This is a genomic window from Nocardiopsis dassonvillei subsp. dassonvillei DSM 43111, from assembly GCF_000092985.1.
GTDB classification, from domain to species: Bacteria; Actinomycetota; Actinomycetes; order Streptosporangiales; family Streptosporangiaceae; genus Nocardiopsis; species Nocardiopsis dassonvillei.
Genome location: NC_014210.1, coordinates 31,518 through 55,140 on the forward strand (window position 1 = coordinate 31,518; position 23,623 = coordinate 55,140).

Consider the following 23,623-nt stretch of genomic DNA (forward strand, 5'->3'; position numbering starts at 1 on the left):
CTCCCCTCCCCGCGGTTCGGGCGAGGGAGGAGGACGGCCGCGCGGGGCCGTGCGGCGGTCGGGGCGGCCGGGTGCGGTCAGGCGTCGCGGACCTGGTCCGGGCGGCTGACCACCGGGGGCTCCACCGACCAGGGGAAGTTGATCCACCGGTCGGTGTGCCGCCACACGTACTCGCACTTGACCAGGGACCGCGGCTTCTCGTAGATGACCGCGCTGCGGACCTCGGCGACGTGCTCGGCGCAGAAGTCGTGGACGAGCCTGAGCGTTCTGCCGGTGTCCGCGACGTCGTCGGCGACCAGGACCCTCTTGCTGCTGAGGTCGACCGCGTTGGGCACCGGGGGGAGCATGACGGGCATGTCGAGGGTGGTGCCGACCCCGGTGTAGAACTCCACGTTCATCACGTGCAGGTTCTTCACGTCCAGCGCGTATCCCAGACCGCCCGCCACGAAGAGGCCGCCGCGCGCGATGGAGAGGATCATGTCGGGTTCGAACCCGTCGTCGGCGATCGCGTGGGCCAGGTCGCGGATCGCGGTGCCGAAGAGCCCGTAGTCCAGGTTCTCGCGCTCGTCGCTCACGAGGCCCCCTCTTTCCCGGTGGTGTGGTGTGCGCAGCGGCTCGGTACCGCCCCAGGCTAACCACCCCGGCGCCGCTTCGCGCCCGCGCGCGGACGCGGCGCGGTGGCGCGGGCCACTTGTCCACGCCGGGGGGTGTTCTGGGTCACACGGTTGGGCGTTTGGCCAGTATTCTGCGTGAAATCCTCGACGTTTTCTTGAGTTTTGCGCGGTTGTGGCGAACAGATGGCAATGAACAGCACCATGTGTCTGAACACATCTTTCTGACACAGGAGGCTGGCGCCATGGCTGATGACCGGGACCTTCTCCCCTCCGAGCAGCCGGTCCGGCTGCTCGACGAGACCGGAAGCCCGGTGGACGGGGCCGCCCTGCCGTTCCCGGACCGGGAGCGGCTGCTCGCCGCGTACACCTCCCTGGTGATCGGCCGCCGCGTCAACGACCAGGCCAGCGCCCTCGTGCGGCAGGGCCGCCTGGCCGTGTACCCCTCCTCGCACGGGCAGGAGGCCTGCCAGACGGGCGCGGCCCTGGCCCTGGCGGAGGGCGACTGGCTCTTCCCGACCTACCGCGACACCGCCGCCGTGGTCGCGCGCGGGGTGGACCCGGTGCAGGTGCTCACCCTGCTCAAGGGCGACTGGCACTCGGGCTACGACCCCTACGCGCACCGCGTGGCCCCGCAGGCCACGCCGCTGGCCACCCAGCTCCTGCACGCGGTGGGCGTCGCGCACGCCGCCCGCCTGCGCGGTGAGGACACCGTGGTCATGGCGATGTGCGGCGACGGCGCCACCAGCGAGGGCGACTTCCACGAGGCGCTGAACTTCGCGGCGGTGTTCCGGGCCCCGGTGGTCTTCTTCGTGCAGAACAACGAGTACGCCATCTCCGTCCCCCTGGCCCGCCAGACCGCCGCCCCCTCGCTCGCCCACAAGGGCGTCGGCTACGGGGTGAACGCGGAACGGGTGGACGGCAACGACACCCCCGCGGTGCTCGCCGTGCTGGACCGGGCCGTGGCCGCCGCGCGGGCGGGCGAGGGCCCCCAGCTCGTGGAGGCGCACACCTACCGCATGCAGGCGCACACCAACGCCGACGACGCCACCCGGTACCGCACCCAGGAGGAGGTCGACCCCTGGGAGGCCCGCGACCCCCTGCTGCGCATGGAGGCCTACCTCACCAGGAAGCGCGTCCTCACCAAGGCCCGCAAGGCGCGCATCGCCGAGGACGCGGAGGCCGTGGCCGCCGCCATGCGCGAGGGCGTCACCAGGGACACCGACCCCGAGCCCGCCGAACTGTTCGCGCACGTGTTCGCGACCCCCACGCCGCAGCTGGACGAGCAGGCCGCCTTCCTGGCCGACGAACTGAGCAGAGAGGGCAACTGACATGGCGACCGACCCCACCAAGCTCTCCATGGCCCAGGCCCTCAACCGGGCCCTGCGCGACGCCATGGCCGAGGACCCGGCGGTGTACGTCTTCGGCGAGGACGTCGGCCCCCTCGGCGGCGTCTTCCGCATCACCGACGGCCTCACCGCCGAGTTCGGCGAGGACCGCTGCTTCGACACCCCGCTCGCCGAGTCCGGGATCGTGGGCATGGCCGTCGGCATGGCGATGAACGGCATGCGCCCCGTGGTGGAGATGCAGTTCGACGCGTTCGCCTACCCGGCCTTCGAGCAGATCGTCAGCCACGTGGCCAAGACGCGCAACCGCACCCGCGGCCGGGTCGGGCTGCCCATGGTCATCCGCGTCCCCTACGCGGGCGGGATCGGCGGCGTCGAGCACCACTGCGACTCCTCCGAGGCCTACTACGCCCACACGCCCGGCCTGACCGTGGTCACCCCGTCCACGCCCGCCGACGCCTACTTCCTGCTGCGCGGGGCGATCGCCTCCGACGACCCGGTCGTGTTCATGGAGCCCAAGAAGCTCTACTGGGGCAAGGACGAGGTCGACCTGTCCGCGCCCGAGCCGCCCATCGGTCGCGCCGTGGTGCGCCGCCCCGGCACCGACGCCACCCTCATCGCCTACGGCCCCTCGGTGCCCACCGCGCTGGAGGCGGCCGAGGCCGCAGCCCAGGAGGGCCGCAGCCTCCAGGTGGTGGACGTGCGCTCCCTCGTCCCCTTCGACGACGCCACCGTGTGCGAGGCGGTCCGCTCCACCGGGCGCGCCGTCGTGGTCGCCGAGGCCAGCGGGTACGCCAGCGTCGCCTCGGAGATCGTCGCGCGGGTGACCGAGCGCTGCTTCCACTCCCTGGCCGCGCCGGTGCGCCGCGTCACCGGCTTCGACATCCCCTTCCCGCCGCCGAAGCTGGAGCGCTTCCAGCTCCCGGGCGTGGACCGGATCCTGGACGCCGTCGACGACCTTCAGTGGGAGGACCAGTGACGACGCAGACCTTCGACCTCCCCGACCTGGGCGAGGGGCTCACCGAGGCCGAGGTGGTGCGCTGGCTCGTGGCCGTCGGCGACACCGTGGCCGTGGACCAGCCGATCGTGGAGGTGGAGACCGCCAAGTCGATCGTGGAGGTCCCCTCCCCCTTCGCGGGCACCGTCAGCGAGCTGCACGGCGAGGAGGGCCGGGTCATGGAGGTCGGGCGCCCCCTGATCAGCGTGACCGACGGTTCCGGTTCCGGGGCCGAGGCCGGGGCCGCGTCCGGTTCCGGGGCCGCCGCGAAGGCGTCGGCTGAGGGGGAGCGCTACCGCGAGGAGGAGCGCGCCGGAACGGGTTCGGGCAACGTGCTGATCGGCTACGGGACGCCGGAGGCGGCGGCCCCCGGGCGCCGTCGGCGCCCGCGTGAGCGTCCGCCCGCGCACCCGGCGCAGCCCGCCGCACCGGCCGCCACACCGGTTTCCGCAGCGCGGGCCTCCGCCGCCCCGGCCGCGCGTCCGCCGCTGGTCACCTCGCCCCTGGTGAGGCAGATGGCCCGCGAGGCGGGGCTGCGGATCTCCGAGGTTCACGGAAGCGGCCCGGGCGGACTCATCACCCGACGTGACGTACGTGAGGCGATCGAGGCCGCGCGGGCCCCCGCCGCCGACTCCGCCGCTCCCGCCGCCGGGCCGGAGCCCGTCGCGACCGGTGGCGTGGACGCCCGCACGGGACTGGCCGAGTCCCGGCGCGTGGCCATGAGCGGGTTCCGCCGCAGCGTGGCGGCGTCGCTGTCCCGCAGCCGCAGCGAGATCCCCGAGGCGACCGTCTGGGTGGACGTGGACGCGACCGAGCTGGTGCGCCTGCGCCGGTCCGACCCCTCCGGGCCCGGCCTGATGTCCTACGTGGCGCGGTTCGTGGTCGCGGGCCTGCGCGCCCACCCCGAGCTCAACGGCAGGGTGGACGCCGAACGCGGTGAGCTGGTCCAGTACGACGGGATCAACCTGGGCCTGGCGGTGCAGACCGACCGGGGCCTGGTCGCCCCGGCCGTGCTGGGCGCGCACCGGCTCACCACGGCCGAACTGGACGGCGAGATCCGGCGGCTCACCGCCGCCGCCCGGGAGGGCCGGGCCTCCCGGGCCGAGATGACCGGCGGCACCTTCACCCTCAACAACTACGGGTCGCTGCGTGTGGACGGCAGCGCCGCCATCATCAACCACCCGCAGGTGGCGATCCTGGGCCTGGGCCGGATCATGGACCGCCCGTGGGTGGTGGACGGCGAGCTGACCGTCCGCAAGATCACGCAGCTGTCGTTCGCCTTCGACCACCGCGTGTGCGACGGCGGGGCCGCCGCGGGCTTCATGCGCGTGGTCGCCGACGCCATGGAGAACCCGGCCGCGGCCATCGCCCGCCTGTAGGCCTGGACGGAGCGGGCGCCCCGGGACCCGGTGTCCCGGGGCGCCCTTCCGCGTGCCGGTCCGGCCGCCGCCGGAGCGGTCGTTCCCGCGCTTGCCGGACCGCCCCGTGTCGACTCGTCGCCATGGCGACTCATCCCCATGGCGACTCGTCCACACGTCGTCCCGGGCGGGAGCGGGCGTCGCCGCCCTACCTCCCCGCGATCCGCTCCATCAGGCCCGCCACCAGGGCGACCTGGCGCGGCGTCCCGCCGACCAGGACGTGCTCGTCGCGCGAATGCGGTCCGGCGCCCACCGCGCCCAGCCCGTCGAGCACCGGGCGGCCCAGCGCGGAGACGAAGTTGGCGTCGCTGGCCCCGCCCACCGACACCTCCTCCAGGGAGGCGCCCAGTTCCCCGGCCACCTCGCGCAGCAGGCCGAACGCCTTCTCCGAGGGCGGGTTGGGGTTCATCGGAGGGCGGTTCCACCCGCCGGTGACCCGGACCGCCACGCGCGGGTCGGCGGCGGCGAGCGCGGCCAGCCCGGCGTCCACGCGGGCCATCTCGGCGGGGTCCTGCACCCGCACGTCCACCCCGCAGCGGGCGTGCCCGGCGACGACGTTGTACCCGGTCCCCCCGGAGACCAGGCCCACGTTCACCGTGGTGCCCAGCTCCGGCGCGGACAGGGCGGTGAGCGCGGGCACGACCTGGGCCAGGGCGTGCACGGCGCTCGCCCCCGCTGCGGGGTCCAGGCCCGCGTGGGACTCCACGCCGCGCACGTCCACGTCGAAGATCCCCATGCCCTTGCGTCGGGTCTTGGGCATGCCCTCCCGGCTGGGTTCGAGGACCAGGGTCAGGTCCACGCCCTCGCTGGCCCGCTCGATGTGCGGGCGCGACGCGGGGCTGCCGATCTCCTCGTCCCCGGTGAGCAGCATCCGCACGGCGGGCCGGGGCAGGTCCAGTTCGCGCAGGAGCCGCAGAGCCCAGGCGCTCTGCACGATCCCGGCCTTCATGTCGAAGCAGCCGGGGCCGCTGAACCGGTCGCCCTCGACCGTGACGGGCCACCCGGCCAGGGTTCCGGCGGGCCAGACGGTGTCGTAGTGGCTGACGAAGAGCACGGTCCCCGCCCCCGTACCGGGATAGGACACCTCCAGCACGTCGCCGAAGGAGCCGCCGTCGTAGCGGACCCGGGTCTCGGGCGCGCCCAGCCGCCGGGCCAGCCACCCCTCGATGCCGTCCAGTCCGGCGGACAGCAGGTCCCTGTCGCCGCTGGGGGTCTCCAGCTCCACCAGGGCGCGCAGGTCGTCGATCATGCCGGGCAGGGCGCGCTCAGCCGCGTCCGCCAACCTCGCGGTCACCGTCTGGCTCATGTGTCACTCTCCTCGTTGCGGTGGGCGGGGGGTTCCGTCCGGGGCGGAAGGGGCGCGGTCAGCGCACCGGGACACCCGGTCCCAGCGGGATGTCGAGCGCCCACCAGCCCAGGAACAGCAGGGTCCAGCCGACCAGGACGGTGAGGCACAGCGGCAGCGTCAGGGAGATCAGCGTGCCGATGCCCGCGTCCCGGCGGTAGCGCTGGAGGAAGCCCAGCGCCATGACGAAGTACGGGCTCATCGGGCTGATGACGTTGGTGCTGGAGTCGGCGATGCGGTAGACGGCCTGGGTCGTCTCGGGCGGCACGTCCAGCAGCATGAACATGGGCACGAAGACCGGCGCGATGAGGGTCCACTGCGCCGAACCGCTGGTGATGAGCAGGTTCAGCAGCGAGGAGAACACGATCATGCCGAGGAAGAGCACCAGGGGGTGGACCCCCGCCGAGTCCAGCAGCGCGGCGCCGCGGATGGCCACGATCTCGCCGATCCCGGTCCAGCGGAAGTAGGCGAGGAACTGCGAGGCGGCGAAGAACAGCACGACCACCGGCGCCAGGTCGCGCACCCCCGCGGTCATCGCCTCGGGGACGTCCCGCGCCGAGGCCACGGTGCCCGTGGCGCGCCCGTACACGACTCCGGCGAGCAGGAACAGGACGCCCAGCACATAGGCGACACCGGTGATGATCGGCGAGCCGAGGACCGTCCCGTCCTCCCCGCGCAGGGGCGAGGCGGGGGGCGCGAGCGCCGCCGCGAGGACCGCCACGGCCGCCACCACGGTCAGCCCGGCGTTGCGCAGCCCCCGGCGCTCGGCGTCGGAGAGGGTCATGGAGCCCAGCTCCTGTGCCTCCCGGTCCCCCTCGCCGTCGCCGTCCTCGGCCAGGCTCCCGGAGCCCCTGCTCAGCAGGAACTCGGTGACGAGGGTGATCAGGGCGGCGAGCACGACGGCGGAGACGACGCTGAAGAAGTAGTTGTCCAGCGCCGTGACCGTGTAGCCGGGGTCGATGATCGAGGCGGCCTCGGTGCTCAGTGCGGCCAGGAGCGCGTCGGTGGGCGTGATGAGCAGTGACGCGTTGTACCCGGCGGAGACGGACCCGAAGGCCACGACCAGGCCGAGGACGGGGCTGCGGCCCGCGGCCTTGAAGAGCAGGGCGCCCAGCGGGATGAGCACGACGTAGGCGGCGTCGGAGGCGACGCTGCCGGTGATGCCGGTCAGCGCCACGGCGAAGGTCAGCCACCGGGCCGGGACCCTGGTGACGCTGCCGCGCAGCATCGCGTTGAGCAGGCCGCTGCGCTCGGCGACCGAGACCCCGAGCATGACGACGATGATGATCGCCAGCGGCGGGAAGGTCGCGAAGTTGTCGATCGCGTCGCCGACGATGGTCTGCACGCCCTCGGGCGAGAGCAGGCTGCGGACCGCGATGCGCTCGCCGTCCACCGGTGAGACCGCGGAGACGCCCAGCGCGTTGAGCAGGGCGCTGAGCGCGATGACGATCCCGGCCATGATCGTGAACAGCCAGAACGGGTGGGGCAGCTTGTTGCCCACCCGCTCGATCACCTGGAGGGAGCCCAGGAGCAGCCGCATCGGCAGCCTGGGGCGTGTGGAATCGGTCGTGGTCACCTGTGCTCCCCTGACGTCCGGGCGGGCTGGCGCCCCTCCCTCGCTGCGTTGACCAGTACATTGCATGTGTGGTGGATGGATATGTCAACTGGCGGCGATAAAGTGGTGGAATTATTCATCAGATACGTCATATTTGGTGACTGAGGTCTTGGCGGAGGCGGATGCGGTGCTGGACGAACTCGACATGGACCTGGTCGCCGCCCTCCAGCTGGCGCCCAGGGCGCCGGTCAGCGCACTGGCCGAGGCCGTGGGGAGTTCGGCGAGCACCGTGGGGCGGCGGCTCCAGCGCCTCCAGTCCGAGCGGTCCGTGCGCGTGGTCGGCCAGGTGGACTGGCCGCTGCTCTCCGACGCCCACCCCCACCACGTGTGGATCACCACCGCCCCCGGCCGCTCGCGGCGGGTGGCCCGCCGTCTGGCGGAGCGGCCCGAGACGCAGTTCACGGCCGTGACCAGCGGCGGATCCGACGTCTACTGCGTCGTCCACCCCTTCCGCCGCGACCGGGCGGCGGACCTGCTCGCCGACGGGATCCCCTCGGTGGAGGGCGTGGCGGCCACACGGTCCGACCTGGTCCTGCGGGCGGTGAGCCGGGCCGACTCCTGGCGGCTGGACCGGCTCGACCCCGTGCGGTCCCGGGCACTGGACCCCTACACCGACACGGGAGAGGACGGGGCCGCGGAGGAGCCCCGTGGCCCGTTGAGCGCGCAGGAGGCGCTCGTGGTGCGGATGCTGCACCGCGACGCGCGCGCCGGTTCGGGGGAGGTCGCCCGCGCGCTCGGGGTCAGCCAGTCCACGGCCTACCGCCTCGTCCAGTCCGTGCTGGAGCGCCGCATGGTGCGCCCCCGGGTGGAGGTGGAACCCGCCCTGCTGGGCATGGGCGTGGAGGCGGTGCTGGCCCTGGAGGTCAGCCCCCGCGAGATCGGCGGAGTCGCCGACGCGCTGGGGGCGCACCCCTCGGCGCGCTACGTCTCGGTCGTGGCCGGGACCTCGTCCGTCATCCACCACGCGGTGTTCCGCGACGAGGCCGAGCTGGCCGACTTCCTCTCCGCGGACCTGGGGCGCCTCTCGGGCATCACGGGCCTGCGGGTCTCGGTGGTGCTGGACGTGCTGCGCCGCTACTGGACTGCGCGCGAGGGCGCGCGGCTCGGGCCGCCCGGCCCGTCGGCGCTGCTGGACGGGGAGCCGTCCGCCGGGGAGTGAACGGCCGCCTCCGGGGCCGCGCACTCCTCCGACCGGTTCACGGGCCGCCCGCCGGAGGAGTGCGCGCGGCTTCCCCGCGCGCACCGCGGCGCCCGCCGGGAGCCCCGGCACACACGACGGCGCCCCCGGCCACGCCACCGCCGGGGGCACCGCCTGTCGGTGAGGTCGACATGTCCGTTCGCCGCCGTGCCCGCTCACTGCTGCGCCACCTGACGACGTGTCCGTTTGACGACATACCTGTTCGGCGACCTGTCCACTCACCGGCACACCCGCGCACGGACGCGTCCGCGCGCGGGAGCGCAGACGCGCCTACCCCTCCCCGCCCTTGGCGACCAGCGTGAGCACGTCGTAGGTGGCCACGGCCTCGCCGTCCTGGTCGGTGACCAGGGCGTCCCAGCGCACCTCGCCGTAGTCGGCGTTCGTGCGCGGGGTGATCTGCTTGGCGGTCAGCGTCACCCGGATGGTGGCGTCCTCCTTCACCGGGGTGAGGAAGCGCAGGTTGTCCACGCCGAAGTTGGCGAGCACCGGGCCCGGGGCCGGGTCCACGAACAGGCCCGCCGCCAGTGACACCACCAGGTAGCCGTGCGCCACGATCCCGCCGAACAGCGGGTTGGCGGCGGCGGCCTCCTCGTCGGTGTGCGCGTAGAACGTGTCGCCGGTGAACTCGGCGAAGTGGTCGATGTCGGCCCGGGTGACGGTGCGCTCCGCCGACCGGATCGTGTCGCCGATCCGCAGCTGGGACAGGTCCTTGCGGAACGGGTGCACGTCGCCCACGGTCCGCTCGGAGCCGGTGGTCCAGTGGCCGGTGATCGCGGTGACCATGTCCGGCGGGGCCTGCACGGCGGTGCGCTGCATGTGGTGCTTGACGCCGCGCACGCCGCCCATCTCCTCGCCGCCGCCCGCGCGGCCGGGTCCGCCGTGCACCAGCACGGGCAGCGGGGAGCCGTGGCCGGTGGACTCCTTGGCGTCGTCGCGGTTGAGCACCAGGATGCGCCCGTGCCAGGGCGCCAGCCCCAGGACGACCTCGCGCGCCACGTCCGGGTCGCGGGTGACGAGCGACCCCACCAGGCTGCCGCTGCCCCGGGCGGCCAGCTCCACGGCCTCGGCGACGCCGTCGTAGGTGATCACGGTGCTGACGGGGCCGAAGGCCTCCACCTCGTGCGGCTCCCGGGCGCCGGGCTCGGCGCGCAGCAGGATCGGGGACATGAACGCGCCCGACTCGTCGTCGGCCCCGGCGACCTCCACACTCTCCGGGTCGCCGTAGACGAGCTCGCTGGTGGCGCGCAGGGCCTTGACCGCCTTGCGGACCTCCTCGCGCTGGTCGAGCGAGACCAGGGCGCCCATCCGCGTGTCCGGGTGGTCGGCCGCGCCGACCACCACCCTGGCCAGGCGTTCGGTCAGGGCCCCGGTGACGGCCTCCGCCATCGACGCGGGCACGATGACGCGGCGGATGGCGGTGCACTTCTGCCCGGCCTTGACGGTCATCTCGGTGACGACCTGCTTGACGTACAGGTCGAACTCGGGGTCCTCCTCGGTCACGTCCGGGCCGAGGATCGAGCAGTTGAGGGAGTCGGCCTCGACGTTGAGCTGCACGCCTCCGCTGACCACGTTGGGGTGGTTGCGCAGGATGGCGCCGGTGGCGGCGGACCCCGTGAAGCCCACGACGTCCTGCGGACCCAGGGCGTCGAGCAGTCCCCGGTGGCTGCCGACGAGGAGCTGGAGGGAGCCCTCGGGCAGCAGGCCCGACTCGACCATGCGCCGCACGACCGCGACGGTGAGGTAGGCGGTCTGCCCGGCGGGCTTGACGATGCTGGGCATCCCCGCGAGGAAGGCGGGGGCGAACTTCTCCAGCATGCCCCACACCGGGAAGTTGAAGGCGTTGATCTGCACGGCCACGCCCGGTCGGGACGTGTACACGTGCTGGCCCACGAACGTGCCCTGCCTGCCGAGCGGCTCCAGGGGCCCGTCCAGGATGACGGTGGAGTTGGGCAGCTCGCGGCGGCCCTTGCTGGAGAAGCTGAAGAGCGTGCCGAAACCGCCGTCCACGTCCACGGCGGTGTCCCGTGCGGTCGCGCCGGTCCGGTGGGAGAGGGCGTAGAACTCCTCCTTGTACCCCGTCAGGTGCTTGGCGACCTCCTTGAGGATGTTCGCGCGCTGGTGGAAGGTGAGCGCGCGCAGCGCGGGGCCGCCGACGGTCCGCGCGTGGTCGACCATCCCCGCGACGTCGGGGCCGTCGGACGAGATCCGTGCGACGGTCTCCCCGGTGTTCGCGTCGGCCAGGGGCGCGCCCTCGTCCGCGGGGGTGAACCATGCTCCCCGCGCGTAGCTCTGGAGTGTTTCGGGCACCGGACGGTCCTCTCCTCGGGCTGTGCTCTCTGACGAACAGTATTACAGACCGATCGGTCAGTAAATAGCCCCGGTAGAGCTGCGCCGCCTCCCACCTGCCCTTTTTCCCGTTTTCCACAGGCCCGCGCGAAGGGCTGGGTCAGGCCCCCGGCTCACCGGCGGGAGAACCCGTGCGCCCGCGCGCGCAAACCCCGGTCCGACGCTGTAATACGGAGGCCCCGCCGGACAGAAGGGGGTGAGACCGCACGGAAGGAAGTCGATGAGCAGTGAGGACACGGACACGGAGGAACCCGCGAAGAGCGAGTTCACCCGGTTCTTCGAGCGCTACCACGGCGACGTGTACCGATACGCCGTGCGCCGCCTGGGCCCGGACCTCGCGGACGACGTCGCCGCCGAGACCTTCGGCGTCGCCTGGCGCAGGTACGACCGCCTGCCCAAGGACCAGCCCCTGCCCTGGCTCTACGGGGTGGCGCGCAACGTCATCCGGACCCGGCTGCGCGGCGAGCGCCGCCGAGGCGAGGTGCTCGGCGCCGGGGTCGCCGCAGACGCCCCCGGCACGGCCGACACCGTCCGCCAGGTGGAGGAGCGGGACGCCGCGCTGCGCGCCCTGGACCGGCTCAGCGCCACCGACCGCGAACTGGTGATGCTCCTGGCCTGGGAGGGCCTGGAACCGGCCGAGGCGGCCCGGGTCCTGGGCTGCACCACCGCCACCGTGCGCGTGCGCCTGCACCGGGCCCGCCGCCGGATCGAGCGCTTCCTGGACTCCTCGCCCCCGGCCGGCCGGGACCAGCCCCCACCGCGTCCGGCTACGCCGGGCCCCACGCACGTCCGAGTTCCCGTGGAGGAGAAGTGAACCGTAACCCCGCCAGCCGCGGCTCGCGCGGCGACACCGAAGCCGTGCGCGGGATGCTCGCCGCGCACGACCCCGCGGCCTCCGTCCGCCCCGACCCCGCGGCCCGCGACCTCACTAGGATCGAGGCGATCGCCTCGGGCGACCGCCTCCGGGGCCGCGGCCTGACCCCCCGGCGCACCGCCCCGCGCCTGGCGCTGGGCGCCGCCGCCGCGTTCACCGCCGTGGCAGTGCTCGGAACCCTGGGCTGGAACTCCGTCCAGCCCGCGTACGCCGGTCCGCCCCCCGCGCCGCTGGAGGTCCCCCTGGCCGCCGACGCGCCCGCGGGCCGCGAGCACCTCCTCGCCCTGGCGGAGGCCGCCGAGGAGCAGCCCCCGCCGCCCGCCGGGGGAGAAGTCGCCTACGTGCACACCGCGGAGTGGACTCTCACCTACTCCCAGGACGCCGACACCGGCGAGGCGGGCTGGGGCGTCCTGCCGACGGACGAGCAGGTCTGGCGCACCCCGCACCGGTCCGGGCGCAGCGTCTCCACCCCGAGCCTGCCCGAGCACGGGGGCGGTGACCCCGCCCCGCTCCGGTGGCTCTTCGAGAGCGGGCCCGAGGAGTTCGAGTGGGGCGGCGGCGAGGGCGGGAACGGCATGTTCTTCACCTTGGAGCCCGACAGCCTCTCCGCGGACCCGGACCAGCTCGCCGAGCAGCTCCTGGCGGTCGGCGGCCGGGCCTCCGGGGCCACGCGGGACCCCTCCCCCGCGGTCGGGCTCGTGTACGCCCTCCAGTTGCTGTACGAGGAGGCCCCGGTCGGCCCCGACGTGCAGGCCGCCGCGCTGCGCGCGCTCGCCGGGCAGGAGGACGTGCGGTACGCGGGCACGGCCAGGGACCGCGAAGGGCGCGAGGGCGAGCTGTTCCTGGTCGAGGAGGACGCCGGGGACGGCATCGTCCTGGAGCGCAGGATCATGTTCGACGCCGACACGGGCACGCCGCTCTACCACGAGACGGTCGCCGTGGAGTCGCCCGGGGAGGAGGGGCTGCCGAGGGTGAACAACTACACCGTGCTGGTGGAGACCGCCTGGGTGGCGGAGGTCGGCGCCGCCCCCTGACCGGCGCTCCCGGCGCCGGGAGCGGCACCGGACGCACACCCCCCGGTACCAGCTCGGAACCAGCCGCAAACCGGGGCGGAGCACGCCGAAACCACACATCGATTTGTCGACATTCGTACCCGCACGGCGATGAATCCGCATGTGGACGTGTCGACACGCGGCCGGGCGCCCCGCCCGGCCGCGTGTCCGCTCCCCCTACCTGGTCAGCGCCAGGACCTCGGCGCCCGGCAGGTCCGCGAGCAGCTTGCCCGGCACCAGCAGCTTGGAGCGGCGCACCCCGCTGCCCACCACGACCTCGGCCTCGGCGGCGACCGCCTCGTCCACCAGGACCGGCCACCCCTGCGGCAGGCCGAGCGGCGTGATGCCGCCGTACTCCATCCCGGTCAGCCCGGTGGCCTCGTCCATCGGCGCGAACGAGATCTTGCGGGCGCCGAGGCGGCGGCGGACGACCCCGTTGACGTCGGCGCGCTGGGTGGCCAGCACCATGCACGCCGCGTAGGACACCTCGCCGCCGCGCCTGGCCGCGACCACCACGCAGTTCGCGCTGGTCGCCAGGGGCATCCCGTACCGTTCGCAGAACTGCGCCGTGTCCGCGAGCTCCGGGTCGATCGGCGCCACCCGTGCGTCCTCACGGCCGCGCACCGCGGCCAGGACCGGGGCGGCCAGCAGCTCCGGGTGCTCGTCCGCACGTACCCAGTTCAGCCCATCGGACATGGCACACCTCGATGTCGTCGTGAAGGTCGTTCGGAGGGGGTCCTCCGACGAGGGGACACCGCCAGGCTAACCGCCGCCTCAGTGGCGCCCGGCGATCCGCAGCGCCAGTTCGGCCAGGTCCCCGGCCCGGTAGCCGGGCCACCCGTGCACCGCCTCCAGGTACTCCCCCGGGATCGCGCCCGCGCCCCACCGGGCGCCGAGCAGCGCCCCGGCGATCGCGGCCACGGTGTCGGTGTCGTCGCCCGCGCGCACGGCGGCCCGCAGCGCCGGGGCGAACCCGTCCGGCTCGCGCACCACGGCCGACCACGCCGCCTGGAGGGCGGTGACCACGAACCCGTTGGGGCTGAAGGCCCGCGGCGGGCGCTCCTCGGCCTCGTCCAGCCGCGCCGCCCACGCTGCGCGCCGCTCGGGCGGCAGCAGCTCCAGGCCCGCGCGCACGCCCGCCAGGTCGCCGTGCGCGACCGCGTGCCGGATCCCCTCGCACCACAGCACGCAGGCCTCGGAGGCCAGCGGGTCGCCGTGGGTGAGGCGGCTGTAGCGGTCGGCCGCCGCGGCCAGGCCCTCCGGGTCGTCCGGGTAGGCCAGGGCCAGCGGCCCCGTGCGCATGAGCGACCCGTTGCCCGCGCTCGGCACCCCCTCGGCGAAGCGCTCCGCCGCGACCCGCTCCATCACCTCGGCCACCTCCGGACGCCGGTAGGCGTGCCCGGCGCGGCCCATCACCCACGCCGTCTGGTTGCCGATGTCGGTGGCGCCCTCGTTCCTCCAGCGCAGGAAGGCGTCCGCGGTGTGCCGCAGCGCCTCCGCCGACAGCGGGTCCCCGTGCTCGCGCAGGGCCTCGGCGATGCACACGGCCATCTGGGTGTCGTCGGAGTACTCGCCCGGGGCGTAGGGACCCAGGCCGCCGCCGACCATCTCCGGGACCCGGTCCTCCGAGAGCGGCGGACCGAACTCGTAGGGAACGCCCAGGGCGTCGCCGCACGCGGTGCCGAGCAGGACGCCCGCCGCGCGGTCCTCGCGGGTTCCGGGGGAGGGGAGGTGCACAGGGGCCTCACAACGTTTCGGTACCAGGGATGCTGCGAGTCGACCCTACTGTTCGGCGCATGTCCGCATATGACCCGGGAACGTGGGATTCGGAAGGGTGCGGGGGAATAGAATCCGTGCCATGGAGACCCCCACTCCCGATCCCCTCTTCGGCATCACGCTGCACGAGCGCTACATCCTCGGAAAGCGGCTGCGCAGCGGCGCCTCGGGAACCGTCCACGTCGCACACGACCTCGGCGGCGACCAGACCGTCACGGTCACCGTGCTGCACCCCTGGCTGGTGGGCGACCACGGTGCCGTGCACGCGTTCCTGGACCGCGCCCAGACCCTGGAGGGCCTGTCCCACCCGGGGATCGCCCGGGTCCTCGGCCACGGCCGCGACGGCGAGCACGTGTACGCGGTCGGCGAGTACCTGTCGGGGCACACCCTCGCGGAGGCGCTGGGCGAGGGCGGCGGGGGGCTGCGCTACCCGGTGCAGGCGGCGCTGGCCATCGTGGCCGGGGCGCTCACCGCGCTCGACGCCGCCCACGGCGCGGGCGTCGTGCACGGCGCGCTCGACCCCCACACGGTCGTGGTGGACGGTGAGGGAGGGGTGCGGGTCACCGGTTTCCCCCTGCTCTTCGACGCCGAGGAGGACGCCGGTCCCGAGACCCGTACCGACGTGCACGCCGTCGGGCGGCTCCTGTACACGCTGTTGACCGGGGTGCCCGCGGACCCGGAGGCCCGGCCGCTGCGGCCCTCGGCCGTCATCCCCGGCCTGCCGTCCGACCTGGACATGCTGGTCGCCAACGCCACCGACCCCAACCCGCGCTACCGCCCGCGCGACGCGGGCCAGTACCTCACCGTGGTCGAACAGGTGCTGCGGTCGCTGTCCGGGGCCCCGGTGAACCCCGCCGACGTCGACACCCGGCCCATCCCGGTGATCACCGACGCCCCGCCGGAGCGAGGGGAGGAGCGCGCCGCACCGGTCCCGCCGTGGCGGCGCGTCCCCGTGCTGGTCACCGCGGGCGTCCTGGTCCTGGTCCTGTTCGCGGCCGGGTGGGCGCTGGTCCCGGACGACCGCGTCGCGCTGCCCGACCTCGTGGGCGCCTCCAGCGAGCAGGCCGAGGAGCGGCTGGCCGGGCTCGGCATGGACCTGGCCGTGCGCTTCGAGGACGCCTACAGCGACACCGTCGGAGCCGGAGCGGTCGCCGACAGCACGCCCGCGCCCGGCAGCGACGTGGCGCGGGGAGCCGAGGTCCTGCTGCACGTCTCCACCGGGCCGCGGTACTCCGGGGTTCCCGACGTGGTCGGCGGCACCGAGAACGAGGCGCGCGAGACCCTGCGCCAGGCCGGGTTCACCGGTATCGAGATCGTCCAGGAGCACTCCCCCGACCAGCCCCCGGGCACCGTCCTGTCCACCGAGCCCGCGGCGGGCGAGGAGGGCGACCGCGAGGAGCCGGTCGTGCTCAGCGTGAGCGAGGGCGTCATCGTCCCCACGCTGATCGGCATGGGCCAGGAGGAGGCCGCGACCGCCCTGGCCGGGCTCGGCCTGGTCGTACAGGTCACCGAGGAGCACCACGACACCGCGCCCGTCGGCGAGGTCAGCGGGCAGACCCCCGAACCCGGCACGATCCTGCCGGAGGAGGCCGCCGTCTCCCTCACCGTCTCCCTCGGCCCCGAGCCGGAGGAGGAAGAGGAGGAGTCCGAGGAGGAGGCCTCCCCCTCCGACGAGGACGACCCCCGCGTCGACGAGGGGGAACAGGACGGCCGGGGCGACCAGGACGGCTGGGGCGGCCGGGGCGATGACGACGACGACCGCGGACGCGGGGACGGCGGCGGCTCCTGCGACGCCCCGCAGTGGAACGGGGGCACCGTGTACGACACCGGTGACCGCGTCCAGCACGATGGCCGTGAGTACGAGGCGCGCTGGTGGATCCAGGGCTACCCGCCGAGCGGCGACCAGTGGGGCGTGTGGGAGGACAAGGGCTCCTGCTGAGGAGTGCCGCCGCCCCGTGCCGGGGCGTTCCCGGTCCCTGCGGCGGTCGGACCCGGCGCCCGCCACCGGGCCGCCCGGCGCGACGCGTGCCGGGCACGGGGCCCGGGGTCAGACCGACGCGCCCGCGGTGAAGTGCGCGGCACGTTCGCGCGCCCACGCGCGGAAGGTCAGCGCGGGCCGGCCGGTGACCGCCTCGACGTCCCCCGAGACCGGCTCGGGGGTGTCGACGAGGGAGGCCCAGTAGGCGAGCCCGGCGGTGGCGAAGTCGGCGCCCATGCTCTCGGCGATCTCGGCGCGGGCCTCCTCCTCGGGCTGCTCCTCCCAGCGCACCGGCTGTCCCGTCTCCTCCCCGAGGATCCGCACCTGCTCGGCCTGGGTCAGCGACTCGGGTCCGGTCACCGTGTAGGCCCTGCCCGCGTGCCCCTCGTCCAGCAGGGCCCGCACGGCGACCGCCGCGACGTCGCGCTCGTGGACCAGCGAGCGCGAGGCCAGGCCGTGGGGGGCGCGGACCGCTCCGGCGCGGACCTGCTCGGCCCAGACCAGGGTGTTGGCGGCCATGCCCGTGACGCGCAGGAAGGTCCACTCCCGCCCGGAGGCGCGCACGGCGGCCTCCACCCTCCCCCACACGCTGTCGGCGTCCTCCCCGGCCGCGACCGCCGAGAAGTAGACGACCCGGCGCACGTGCCCGGTCAGGGCCGCCACCGTCTCCTCGATCCCCTCGGTGCCGTACCCCGGCCAGAGCAGGTACGCCCCTGTCGCGCCCTCGGCGGCGGCGGACACGGCTCCGGGGTCGGTGATGTCTCCCCCGACGACCTCGACGCCCTCGGGCAGCCGCGCCCTCCCCGGATCCCGCACGAGCGCCCGCACGGCGACCCCCTCCGCGAGCAGCCCCGCCACCACGTGGCGGCCGGTGTTGCCCGTGGCCCCGGTGACCAGGATCGTCTCGGCCATGGTTCTTCTCCCGTTCGCTACGGCGGCCCGGACCCCGGTCCGGGCGGGCGCCGGCGCGGCGCCCGGAGGCCACTCTTCTACCTCAATAAATATTGAGGTCAAGGGGGAGGAGCGGAGCTCGTGCGGCCGCGCGGCGCGTGTGGGCTCCCCGTACACCGATCCGGGGCCGAATGTATGTGCCCGCTACATGTGAAACGGAACACTCCGGTTCTACCTTCGGGTTGGCACCCCATCCCCCCAGCTCGGGCGGTTGTGTCGGACAGGCGGGTGCCGACTGGAGGAACAGTGATGCGCAAGACCCCCCTGACCGCCGCCTCCTGCGCGGTCGTCCTCGCCGTGACCGCCTGCGGAACCCCCGGCGAGGCCGCCGGGGGAGGCGAGGACGCGCCCGTCAGGGTCGGCATCGTCTACTCCGCCACCGGCCCCCTGGCCACCTACGGCGAGCAGTACCGGCAGGGCTTCGAGGCCGGACTCGACCACGCCACCGGCGGGACGATGGAGATCGACGGCCGCCCGATCGAGGTCGAGTACATGGACGACGCAGGCGACCCCACGAAGGCGGTCACGGCCACCCGCGACCTCATCGGCACCGGCCACGACATCATCGCCGGGTCCACCGCCTCCGGCATCGCCGTCCAGGTCGCCCCGCTCGCCGAGCAGAACGACATCCTCTTCATCTCCGGATCCGCCGCCACCGACGCCGTCACCGGCGTCAACGACCACACCTTCCGCTCCGGGCGCCAGACCTACCAGGACATCCTCACCGCCGGAACCTTCATGGACGACCCCGAGGGCGCGGACGTCCTGGTCCTGGCCCAGCAGAACGCCTTCGGCCAGGACAACGTCGCCGCCGTCACCGACGTCCTCGGGGCCGAGGGGGCCGACGTCGACAGCGTCCTGGCCCCGCCGGAGACCACCGACCTCACCCCGTTCGCCGAGCAGGTCAGCCAGGCCGAACCCGACCTGGTCTTCGTCGCCTGGGCGGGCGAGACCGCCTCCGCCATGTGGCGGGCACTGGACCAGCAGGGCATCCTCGACTCCACCGAGGTCGTCACCGGACTGGACATCAAGCCGTCCTACCCGGTCTTCGGCGAGGCGGGCGGCCGCATCTCGTTCCTCTCCCACTACTTCGACGGCGCCTCCGACACCGAACTGGCCCGGACCATGAAGGAGTCCGTCGAGGAGGCGGGCGGCACCGTGGACCTCTTCACCCCCGACGGGTTCACCGCCGCGCAGATGGTCGTGCACGCCGCCGGGGCCGGGGACGAAGTCCGGGAGCGCATCGACGCCCTGGAGGGCTGGACCTTCGACGGCGTCAAGGGTGAGCTCACCATCCGCGCCGAGGACCACGCCCTCCTCCAGCCCATGTACCAGGTCGAACTGGTCGGCGAGGGCGAGGACGCCCACCCCGAACTGGTCGCGGAGATCCCCGCCGCGGACGTCGACCCCGCGGTCGCGGAGTAGGCATGGCCACCGAGCCCGCCGGACCCACCGAGCCCGCCGGACCCACCGAGCCCGCCGGACCCACCGAGCCCGCCGGACCCACCGGGACCGCTGTCGCCGAGGCCGTCGCCGCTCCCCCCGCCCCCGGCGCCGTCCCGGTCCTGGCCCTGGAGAACCTGACCTGGTCGGTCGGCGGCGCCCTCATCGTCGACGACGTCACCATGGCCGTGGACGAGGGAGAGTTCGTCGCACTCATCGGCCCCAACGGCGCGGGCAAGACCTCCCTGTTCAACCTGGTCTCCGGTCTCACCCGGCCCACCGGCGGCCGTGTCCGCCTCGCCGGGACCGACGTCACCCGCCACGCGCCCCACCGCCGCGCCCGGCTCGGCATGGGCCGCACCTTCCAGACCTCCAGCGTCTTCGGCGACCTCACCGTCGGCGCCAACGTCGGCCTGGCCGTCCAGGCCCGCACCGGGGAGTCGCGCCGCTTCTGGCGCCCGGCCACCCCCGACGGCGGACCCGGGGCCACCGCCGCCCTGGACCTGGTCCGCCTCTCCCACCGGGCCGACGCCCTCGCGGGCGACCTGTCCCACGGCGACAAGCGCAAGCTCGAACTCGCCCTCCTCCTGGCCCGCCGCCCCCGCCTCATCCTCCTGGACGAGCCCATGGCCGGGGTCAGCGCCGGGGAGGTCGGCGAACTCACCACCGTCATCCGGGACGTGCACCGCGAACAGGGCTGCACGGTCCTCATGGTCGAACACCACATGGAGGTGCTCCTCGACATGGCCGACCGCCTGGCCGTGATGCACCACGGCGCGCTGCTGGCCCTCACCGACCCGGACTCGGCCATGGCCGACCCCGAGGTGCAGGCCGCCTACCTCGGGGACGGGGCGTGAGCGCCGGGGGGCCGCTGCTGGAGGCGGCCGACCTGCACGTGTGGATCGAGGGCTCGCACATCCTCCAGGGCGTGTCCCTCACCGTGCCCGGCCGGGGCGTCACCGCGCTCCTGGGCCGCAACGGCGTCGGCAAGACCACCACAGTCAAGGCGCTGCTCGGCCTGGTGCCCCGCACCGGCCGGGTGTCCTTCGACGGCGCGGACATCACCGCCCGCCCCACGCACGCCATCGTCACCATGGGCATCGGCTACGTGCCCGAGGAGCGCGGCGTCTTCTCCGCGCTCACCGTCGCCGAGAACCTGCGCCTGGCCGAGCGCCGCCCCGGCCAACCGCGCTACGGCCTCGTCCACGAGCTGTTCCCCGAACTCCGCGAACGGGCCGACCAGCCCGCGGGCACCCTGTCCGGCGGCCAGCAGCAGATGCTCGCCATCGGCCGCGCCCTGCTCAACGACAACAAACTCCTCATCGTGGACGAGCCCACCAAGGGCCTCGCCCCCCGCATCGTCCGCGAGGTCGCCGACGCCGTCGCCCGCGCCGCCGAACAGGTGCCGGTCCTGCTCGTGGAGCAGAACCCGTCCCTGGTCCGGCGGGTGGCCGAACGGGCCGTGGTGCTCGACGCGGGCCGCGTGACCCACACCGGGCCCGCCCTGGAACTGCTCGACGACGCCGACCGCGTCCGCGAACTGCTGGGCGTCTCCCGCGCCGCCGCCGGAACCGAAGGGAGGCGGACCGCGTGAGCACCGTCGTCCTGCTCGCCACCACCGGGCTCGGCCTGGGAGCCCTGTACTTCCTCATCGCCTCCGGGCTCTCGCTCATCTTCGGCCTGATGGACGTGCTGAACTTCGCCCACGGCGCCTTCCTCGCCCTCGGCGCCTACGGCACGTGGTGGGCCGCCGGGCACCTGCCCGGGGCCGGGACGGACGGGTTCGGCTTCCTGCTCGCCGTCGCCTTCGGCGTCGGCGCGGGCACCCTGGCCGCCACCCTGGTCGAACTCTGCGTCATCCGCCCGCTCTACGGCAGGCACCGCGAGCAGATCCTCGCCACGGTCGGCCTCAGCCTGGCCGTCCCCGCGCTCATCCAGGCGGTCTGGGGAGCCGACCCGCTCACCTTCCCCAAACCCGAACTGGTGAGCGGCACCGCGGCGGTCCTCGGCGTGAACATCCCCCGGGACCGGTTCCTGCTCATCCTGGCCGCCGCCGCCGTGTTCGCGGCCCTGTGGCTGTTCAACTCGCGCACCCGCTACGGGCTCGTCGTCCGGGCGGGCGTGCAGGACCGCGCCATGGTCACCGCGCTGGGCATCGACGTGCGCAGGTCGTTCACGCTGGTGTTCGCCATCGGCGGCGCCGCCGCGGCACTGGCCGGGGCCCTGGGCGGACTGTACTTCGGCGTGGTCACCCCCACCCAGGGGATGTCCCTGCTGGTCTTCGCCTTCATCGTCGTGGTGATCGGCGGCACCGCCTCGCTCACGGGCTGCGCGATCGCCGCCGTCGCGGTCGGACTCATCCAGCAGTTCGCCAACTACTACACCGTCGCCGGGCTCGGCGACATCGCCGTGGTCATCGTCCTGGCGCTCGTGCTGCTCACCAGGCAGGGCGGTCTGACCGCGAAGAAGTCAGCGGAGAGGGTGGCATGATGACCGACACCGACGTGGCCACCCGGTCCTCCCGGGGTCCCGAGTCCCCCGGAGCGGCCTCCGGGGGGAGCGCGCGCGGGCGCCGCCTGCCCCGCTGGGCGGTCCCGGTCGCCGTCCTGGCGGCGGCGCTCTGCCTGCCCTTCTCCACCCTGCGGATCCCGGTGCTGTTCGAGGGCGCCCTCAACAGCCCGCCGACCCTGCACCTGCTGGCGTTCTGCCTGGTCTTCGGCGGCCTGGCCACCAGCTACGACCTGCTGTACGGCAGGGTGGGCCTGCTCTCCTTCGGCCACGCCCTCTACTTCGCCTGCGGCGCCTACACCGCCGCCCTGCTCATGCGGGTGGTCGAACTCCCGCTCCTGTGGGCGGCGCCGGTCGCCGTCGTGGGCGGCACCCTGCTGTCCCTGCTCCTCGGCGCGGTCTCGCTGCGGGTCAACGGCATCGCCCTGGCCATGGTCACCCTCGCCTTCGCCCAGGCCGGGTCGATCCTCGTCTCCCGAGACCCCGGACGCCTGACCGGCGGCGAGGAGGGGCTGTCCCTCGACACCGACAGGGTCCCGGGCGCGTTCGTGGGCGTGGCCAACACCGTCAACCTGTACTGGGCGGCCGTCGCCTTCGCCGCGTTCGCCGTCGGCGTGGTGTGGTGGCTGACCTCCTCCCCCGTCGGCCGCGTCTGGCGGGGCATCCGCGCCAACGAGCAGCGCGTCGCCGTCCTCGGGGTCAACCCCTACCCCTACAAGCTGGCGGCGTTCACCGTCGGAGGCGGCCTGGCCTCCCTGGGCGGTGTCGCCTACCTCCTCGTCACCGGGGGCGTCACCCCCGGCATCACCACCGCCGAGTTCACCCTCACCCTGCTGGTCATGGTGGCCCTGGGCGGCGCGGGCACCCGCTGGGGGCCGCTGCTGGGCGCCGCCCTGTACACCTACGCCGACCACCGCCTCCTCCAGCTGGGCGGCTCCGAGGCCTTCGCCGCCCTGCCCGCGTGGATCGCCGCGCCGCTGTCCCAGCCCCTGTTCATCCTCGGCACGCTGTTCGTGCTGATGGTGTTCTTCTTCCCCGGCGGTCTCGTCGCCCTCCCCGGGCGCGTCCGCTCGGCCCTACGCGACAGGAAGGCCGCACGGACATGACCGACGTCTGGACCGACGGGGACGAGTACACCGTCCCCGTCCCCGGAGGAGACCTCGCCGTCACCCGCTGGGGCGGCCGTTCCACGACCCCCGTCCTGGCCGTCCACGGCATCACCGCCAACGGCCACTCGTTCGCCCGCGTGGCCGCGGAGCTGGACGGGACCGGCCTGATCGCCCCCGACCTGCGCGGACGCGGCCTCAGCGGACACCTGGGCGGTCCGCGCGGGCTGGTCGCGCACGCCGACGACATGATCGCCGTGCTCGACGCCCACGGAGTGGGGGCGACCGTCCTGGTCGGCCACTCCATGGGCGCGTTCGTGGCCTGCCTGGCCGCCGTCCGCCACCCCGACCGGGTGTCGGGGCTGCTGCTGGTCGACGGCGGGTACGGGCTGCCCCTCCCGCCGGGGACCGACATCGACACCGTGCTCGGGCCCGCCACGGCCCGTCTGCGCATGACCTTCGAGGGCCCCGACCACTACCGGGAGTTCTGGCGGGGGCATCCGGCCTTCGCCGGGCGCTGGAACACCTGGACCGACCACTACGTCCTGCGCGACCTGGTGGGGGAACCGCCCGCCATGCGCTCGGCCTGCGACGAGGAGGCCGTGCGCGCGGACGGGGCCCAGGTCCTGGCCGACCCGGACGCGCTCGGCGCCGTCCACCGGCTGCCCTGCCCCGCCCGCCTGCTGTGGACGGCGCGGGGGCTCCTGGACGACAGTCCGGGGCTGTACACGCCCGAGCGCCTCGCCGGGCTGCCCGAGGGCGTGGTGACCGTCGAGCTGCCCGACGACAACCACTACAGCCCGCTGTTCTCCCCGACCGCCGGTCTGGTCGCCGAGCACGTCCGCGCGCTGGTCAGGGCCGTCGCCCCCGGTGTTCCTCGGCGGTCGGCTCGGTAGGTCCTTCGGGGTCGACCGCCGAGGCGGGGCCGCGCCTGGTCGGATGCCGGGGGCGGCGAGGCGGAGTCGGCAGGCGCGGTCCAGTGCGTCCGCGGGGGTGCCTGCGGCGCTGCCGGTGGTCAGCGGGGAGTCTTCGCAGCGGTCTCTGCTGGCCAGGCAGAGG

At 74.2% G+C, this 23,623-nt stretch carries 20 protein-coding genes; 13 read left to right on the forward strand and 7 right to left on the reverse strand.

Features of this window, described 5'->3' with window-relative positions; translation table 11 throughout:
* Positions 1–77: 77 nt before the first annotated feature.
* Positions 78–575 (reverse strand): phosphoribosyltransferase, encoded by a 498-nt coding sequence (locus tag NDAS_RS00110; protein ID WP_013151083.1) that lies wholly within the window; start codon positions 573–575, stop codon positions 78–80.
* Between the two features lie 281 nt (positions 576–856).
* Between NDAS_RS00110 and pdhA the strand changes: the two genes are divergently transcribed.
* The 3 genes from pdhA to NDAS_RS00125 are packed head-to-tail and all read left to right on the forward strand — an operon-like array spanning position 857 to position 4,333.
* Positions 857–1,942 carry a pyruvate dehydrogenase (acetyl-transferring) E1 component subunit alpha gene (gene pdhA, locus NDAS_RS00115; RefSeq protein WP_013151084.1) on the forward strand — a complete coding sequence of 362 codons (1,086 nt, stop codon included), beginning with the start codon at positions 857–859 and terminating at the stop codon, positions 1,940–1,942.
* A gap of 1 nt (position 1,943) precedes the next feature.
* Positions 1,944–2,936, forward strand: coding sequence for an alpha-ketoacid dehydrogenase subunit beta (locus NDAS_RS00120; protein WP_013151085.1), 993 nt, complete (start codon positions 1,944–1,946; stop codon positions 2,934–2,936).
* A complete protein-coding gene (locus tag NDAS_RS00125; protein ID WP_013151086.1) occupies positions 2,933–4,333 on the forward strand; it encodes a dihydrolipoamide acetyltransferase family protein in 1,401 nt (466 codons plus the stop codon). Before NDAS_RS00120 ends, NDAS_RS00125 begins: the two co-directional genes overlap by 4 nt.
* A gap of 187 nt (positions 4,334–4,520) precedes the next feature.
* Here the strand turns inward: NDAS_RS00125 and NDAS_RS00130 are convergent, their stop codons facing one another.
* Together NDAS_RS00130 and NDAS_RS00135 are read right to left on the reverse strand one after the other, a co-directional pair.
* On the reverse strand, positions 4,521–5,678 hold the full coding sequence (locus NDAS_RS00130) for a M20 family metallopeptidase (protein ID WP_013151087.1): 1,158 nt from the start codon (positions 5,676–5,678) through the stop codon (positions 4,521–4,523).
* A 58-nt stretch (positions 5,679–5,736) separates the two neighbouring features.
* On the reverse strand, positions 5,737–7,257 hold the full coding sequence (locus NDAS_RS00135; RefSeq protein ID WP_013151088.1) for an AbgT family transporter: 1,521 nt from the start codon (positions 7,255–7,257) through the stop codon (positions 5,737–5,739).
* Positions 7,258–7,459: 202 nt separating this feature from the next.
* Between NDAS_RS00135 and NDAS_RS00140 the strand changes: the two genes are divergently transcribed.
* Positions 7,460–8,491, forward strand: coding sequence for an Lrp/AsnC family transcriptional regulator (locus tag NDAS_RS00140; RefSeq protein ID WP_013151089.1), 1,032 nt, complete (start codon positions 7,460–7,462; stop codon positions 8,489–8,491).
* Between the two features lie 309 nt (positions 8,492–8,800).
* On the opposite strand, the gene paaZ is transcribed toward NDAS_RS00140, so the two are convergent.
* A complete protein-coding gene (gene paaZ, locus NDAS_RS00145; protein WP_013151090.1) occupies positions 8,801–10,837 on the reverse strand; it encodes a phenylacetic acid degradation bifunctional protein PaaZ in 2,037 nt (678 codons plus the stop codon).
* Positions 10,838–11,096: 259 nt separating this feature from the next.
* On the opposite strand from paaZ, the gene NDAS_RS00150 reads away from it, so the two are divergent.
* Positions 11,097–11,690 (forward strand): RNA polymerase sigma factor, encoded by a 594-nt coding sequence (locus NDAS_RS00150; RefSeq protein WP_013151091.1) that lies wholly within the window; start codon positions 11,097–11,099, stop codon positions 11,688–11,690.
* Positions 11,687–12,784 (forward strand): CU044_5270 family protein, encoded by a 1,098-nt coding sequence (locus NDAS_RS00155; RefSeq protein WP_013151092.1) that lies wholly within the window; start codon positions 11,687–11,689, stop codon positions 12,782–12,784. Before NDAS_RS00150 ends, NDAS_RS00155 begins: the two co-directional genes overlap by 4 nt.
* A 195-nt stretch (positions 12,785–12,979) precedes the next feature.
* Here NDAS_RS00155 and NDAS_RS00160 read toward each other — a convergent pair whose 3' ends face one another.
* Together NDAS_RS00160 and NDAS_RS00165 are read right to left on the reverse strand one after the other, a co-directional pair.
* Positions 12,980–13,498 (reverse strand): YbaK/EbsC family protein, encoded by a 519-nt coding sequence (locus NDAS_RS00160; RefSeq protein ID WP_013151093.1) that lies wholly within the window; start codon positions 13,496–13,498, stop codon positions 12,980–12,982.
* 78 nt (positions 13,499–13,576) lie between these two features.
* A complete protein-coding gene (locus tag NDAS_RS00165) occupies positions 13,577–14,539 on the reverse strand; it encodes an ADP-ribosylglycohydrolase family protein (protein ID WP_013151094.1) in 963 nt (320 codons plus the stop codon).
* Positions 14,540–14,660: 121 nt separating this feature from the next.
* On the opposite strand from NDAS_RS00165, the gene NDAS_RS00170 reads away from it, so the two are divergent.
* Complete coding sequence (locus NDAS_RS00170; protein WP_041552132.1) at positions 14,661–16,517, forward strand: PASTA domain-containing protein; 1,857 nt, start codon at positions 14,661–14,663, stop codon at positions 16,515–16,517.
* 108 nt (positions 16,518–16,625) lie between these two features.
* Here NDAS_RS00170 and NDAS_RS00175 read toward each other — a convergent pair whose 3' ends face one another.
* On the reverse strand, positions 16,626–17,468 hold the full coding sequence (locus tag NDAS_RS00175; protein ID WP_013151096.1) for an SDR family oxidoreductase: 843 nt from the start codon (positions 17,466–17,468) through the stop codon (positions 16,626–16,628).
* Between the two features lie 288 nt (positions 17,469–17,756).
* Here NDAS_RS00175 and NDAS_RS00180 point away from each other — a divergent pair, with 288 nt between their 5' ends.
* From NDAS_RS00180 to NDAS_RS00205, 6 genes are read left to right on the forward strand one after another with little or no spacing between them, the layout of a single operon-like run.
* Positions 17,757–18,932: a substrate-binding domain-containing protein gene (locus tag NDAS_RS00180; RefSeq protein WP_013151097.1), complete on the forward strand. Its 1,176-nt coding sequence runs from the start codon at positions 17,757–17,759 to the stop codon at positions 18,930–18,932.
* A 2-nt stretch (positions 18,933–18,934) separates the two neighbouring features.
* Positions 18,935–19,807: an ABC transporter ATP-binding protein gene (locus NDAS_RS00185; RefSeq protein WP_013151098.1), complete on the forward strand. Its 873-nt coding sequence runs from the start codon at positions 18,935–18,937 to the stop codon at positions 19,805–19,807.
* Positions 19,804–20,544 (forward strand): ABC transporter ATP-binding protein, encoded by a 741-nt coding sequence (locus NDAS_RS00190; protein ID WP_013151099.1) that lies wholly within the window; start codon positions 19,804–19,806, stop codon positions 20,542–20,544. Before NDAS_RS00185 ends, NDAS_RS00190 begins: the two co-directional genes overlap by 4 nt.
* Positions 20,541–21,440 (forward strand): branched-chain amino acid ABC transporter permease, encoded by a 900-nt coding sequence (locus NDAS_RS00195; RefSeq protein WP_013151100.1) that lies wholly within the window; start codon positions 20,541–20,543, stop codon positions 21,438–21,440. Before NDAS_RS00190 ends, NDAS_RS00195 begins: the two co-directional genes overlap by 4 nt.
* Positions 21,440–22,564: a branched-chain amino acid ABC transporter permease gene (locus tag NDAS_RS00200; protein WP_086000749.1), complete on the forward strand. Its 1,125-nt coding sequence runs from the start codon at positions 21,440–21,442 to the stop codon at positions 22,562–22,564. Before NDAS_RS00195 ends, NDAS_RS00200 begins: the two co-directional genes overlap by 1 nt.
* On the forward strand, positions 22,561–23,460 hold the full coding sequence (locus NDAS_RS00205) for an alpha/beta fold hydrolase (RefSeq protein WP_013151102.1): 900 nt from the start codon (positions 22,561–22,563) through the stop codon (positions 23,458–23,460). Before NDAS_RS00200 ends, NDAS_RS00205 begins: the two co-directional genes overlap by 4 nt.
* Positions 23,461–23,623 lie beyond the last annotated feature (163 nt).

Bases quoted from the DNA above. Each gene is read 5' to 3' on its own strand.
- pdhA (WP_013151084.1), top strand. From the start codon at position 857: ATGGCTGATGACCGGGACCTTCTCCCCTCCGAGCAGCCGGTCCGGCTG.
- NDAS_RS00120 (WP_013151085.1), top strand. From the start codon at position 1,944: ATGGCGACCGACCCCACCAAGCTCTCCATGGCCCAGGCCCTCAACCGG.
- NDAS_RS00130 (WP_013151087.1), bottom strand. From the start codon at position 5,678: ATGAGCCAGACGGTGACCGCGAGGTTGGCGGACGCGGCTGAGCGCGCC.
- NDAS_RS00135 (WP_013151088.1), bottom strand. From the start codon at position 7,257: ATGCGGCTGCTCCTGGGCTCCCTCCAGGTGATCGAGCGGGTGGGCAAC.
- NDAS_RS00150 (WP_013151091.1), top strand. From the start codon at position 11,097: ATGAGCAGTGAGGACACGGACACGGAGGAACCCGCGAAGAGCGAGTTC.
- NDAS_RS00160 (WP_013151093.1), bottom strand. From the start codon at position 13,498: ATGTCCGATGGGCTGAACTGGGTACGTGCGGACGAGCACCCGGAGCTG.
- NDAS_RS00170 (WP_041552132.1), top strand. From the start codon at position 14,661: ATGGAGACCCCCACTCCCGATCCCCTCTTCGGCATCACGCTGCACGAG.
- NDAS_RS00175 (WP_013151096.1), bottom strand. From the start codon at position 17,468: ATGGCCGAGACGATCCTGGTCACCGGGGCCACGGGCAACACCGGCCGC.
- NDAS_RS00180 (WP_013151097.1), top strand. From the start codon at position 17,757: ATGCGCAAGACCCCCCTGACCGCCGCCTCCTGCGCGGTCGTCCTCGCC.
- NDAS_RS00185 (WP_013151098.1), top strand. From the start codon at position 18,935: ATGGCCACCGAGCCCGCCGGACCCACCGAGCCCGCCGGACCCACCGAG.
- NDAS_RS00200 (WP_086000749.1), top strand. From the start codon at position 21,440: ATGACCGACACCGACGTGGCCACCCGGTCCTCCCGGGGTCCCGAGTCC.
- NDAS_RS00205 (WP_013151102.1), top strand. From the start codon at position 22,561: ATGACCGACGTCTGGACCGACGGGGACGAGTACACCGTCCCCGTCCCC.